Here is a 1,902-nt window from a genome sequence, read left to right on the forward strand (position 1 = left end):
GCTATATAGAGTCAAGGGCGGCGCTGACGCGCCGCCGACGCAGCGCCGCACGGCGCCACGCCCCGACGCCTCCGCTGCGCTACGGCCCCGGCGCGTCGGCCCGTCGCAGCGCCTCTCCGGCGACGAAGCACACGCCGCCTTCCTCTATCTGGCTGCTTCTTGCAACAACCGAGCAGTGTGGGCGCGACGGGAGCCGTACCCGATTGACCTCCCGCAGCCGAGGACGAAGCCGCCGGCACTCTGCCCAGTCGACTGGCTGTGGTCCCGATCGGGCAGGCGGAGACGACGACGGATCGGTACGTTGCGGGGTTGGTCCGAAGCCCCCTCGGGCGGGTCAGATGCCGCGGGCCGCTTCTGCTGGTCCGGTCCGCAGTCGAGGTACCAGATACCGGGCATGTCCCAGCGTAGGGCGGGGTTCGAAGGACCATTCGTGGTCGGGAACCATCGCGCGGCCAGGACCGGGGTACCTCATCGGGGTTGCGTGTGTGGCTCCACTCACCACCGCGCTCGAGGAGTTCGTGCAGTGGTCGCCCAGGCACCTTCCTGCTGTGGCGGTCTGATCGATCCAGGGCTAGCACGACTGCGGCGGGCATCAAGGGCGCCTACGGCGTCACTACGTGATTGCTGAAGCAACCCTTGACACCCACCACAGCCGTGCTCGAGACGCCCTCAATCAGACCACCCCAGCAGGAAGGCACCCCATCATGAGCTACGCACTGCACGAACTCCCCGACCTCTCCAGCCTCGGCGGCGAGTGGACCACCGTCACCGTCGCCGACTGCGCCTTTGGCACCCCGGTCAAGGTCGGCCGGGCGATGTTCCCCGACCACGAATGGCCCTTCGAACCCCACAACTGCCGCTGCTGGGACATGCCCGGCGCCTGGTACCTCGACGAACACGTCCTGCTCTGCATGGGCTGCGGCGTCGACGGCACCTAACCCGCCCGAGGGGGCTTCGGCCCCCTTCCCACCCTTCCGGGCACCGACAACGACGTCGGCAGCGGATCGCCAACGACGTCGACCCCAGCCCGGACACCCTGCCGCCCGCGTGGCGACGCCTTCCCCACGCGGGACGGCAGGGCACCAATCCGCCGGCTACTACTCCTCGGCGTTGTCGACCGTGTCCGGAGCGGCTAGATGCTGTTCCCAGATCGCCGCGGGATCGTTGGTCGGTTCCGTCTCCAGCGCCGGTTCGTACTGCGGCACTGGCCGAACTACTACGTGCTGAGTCTGTGTCATGCCTGGTTAGACGTTGCCGAACAGCAAATGGTTCCATCGAGTTTCATAGCGACCTGTCGGCCGCTTGGCCCTGTTCTGGGTTGGCCTGCATTGTGATCCCGCGCCCCTCACACCTCAAGGGCGCCGATGGCGTCAGCTTCGCTGATTGCTGAGCAACCCTTGACCTGTGAGCCTCTGCGCGTGAAAGGCAGGCCCTATGGGGCAGGCGGGTAGCCAGCCCTCTTTATGCACAGGCCAACCCAGACCAGGGCCATCCGTGGACCGAAACGCGCGATAAGCGATCAGCCTTCATCCATTAGACGCCAGGCATCCGAGTGCGGCGCGGGTTCTGACTCAATGTTCCAAAAGACCGCCCAATAGATTCTGCCGTGAAACCGAACCTGATCACGAGCGTTGTAAGGGGTGTCAGGATTCCACTCAGGAACACTCGATGCCGTCATGCCACGGGACAGTACCGAGGCCGCGTCGCGCTGGGTACGTTCCCTCCAAGCATCGACCAGGAGGCACGCCGGACCGTGCCACACTCGTGCCACGAACCAGGGTCACCAGGGGTCAATCTGGGTACACCACGCCCTACCGCGAGCCCAGGTCAGACTGTTATTCCTGCCTATTCGCCTGCTTCCCAAGCAGATGGCGCGGGTTCGATTCCCGTCATCGGCTCAAC

2 protein-coding genes are annotated in these 1,902 nt (G+C 65.8%); one reads left to right on the forward strand and one right to left on the reverse strand.

The window, feature by feature from the left end:
- Nucleotides 1-704: 704 nt before the first annotated feature.
- A complete protein-coding gene (locus tag ACFQ9R_RS34660; protein ID WP_378997067.1) occupies nt 705-938 on the forward strand; it encodes a hypothetical protein in 234 nt (77 codons plus the stop codon).
- Between the two features lie 159 nt (nt 939-1,097).
- On the opposite strand, the gene ACFQ9R_RS34665 is transcribed toward ACFQ9R_RS34660, so the two are convergent.
- On the reverse strand, nt 1,098-1,238 hold the full coding sequence (locus ACFQ9R_RS34665; RefSeq protein ID WP_378997069.1) for a hypothetical protein: 141 nt from the start codon (nt 1,236-1,238) through the stop codon (nt 1,098-1,100).
- Between the last annotated feature and the right edge of the window lie 664 nt (nt 1,239-1,902).

This window comes from Nocardia sp. NPDC056541 (genome assembly GCF_042794235.1).
Classification (GTDB): Bacteria; Actinomycetota; Actinomycetes; order Mycobacteriales; family Mycobacteriaceae; genus Nocardia.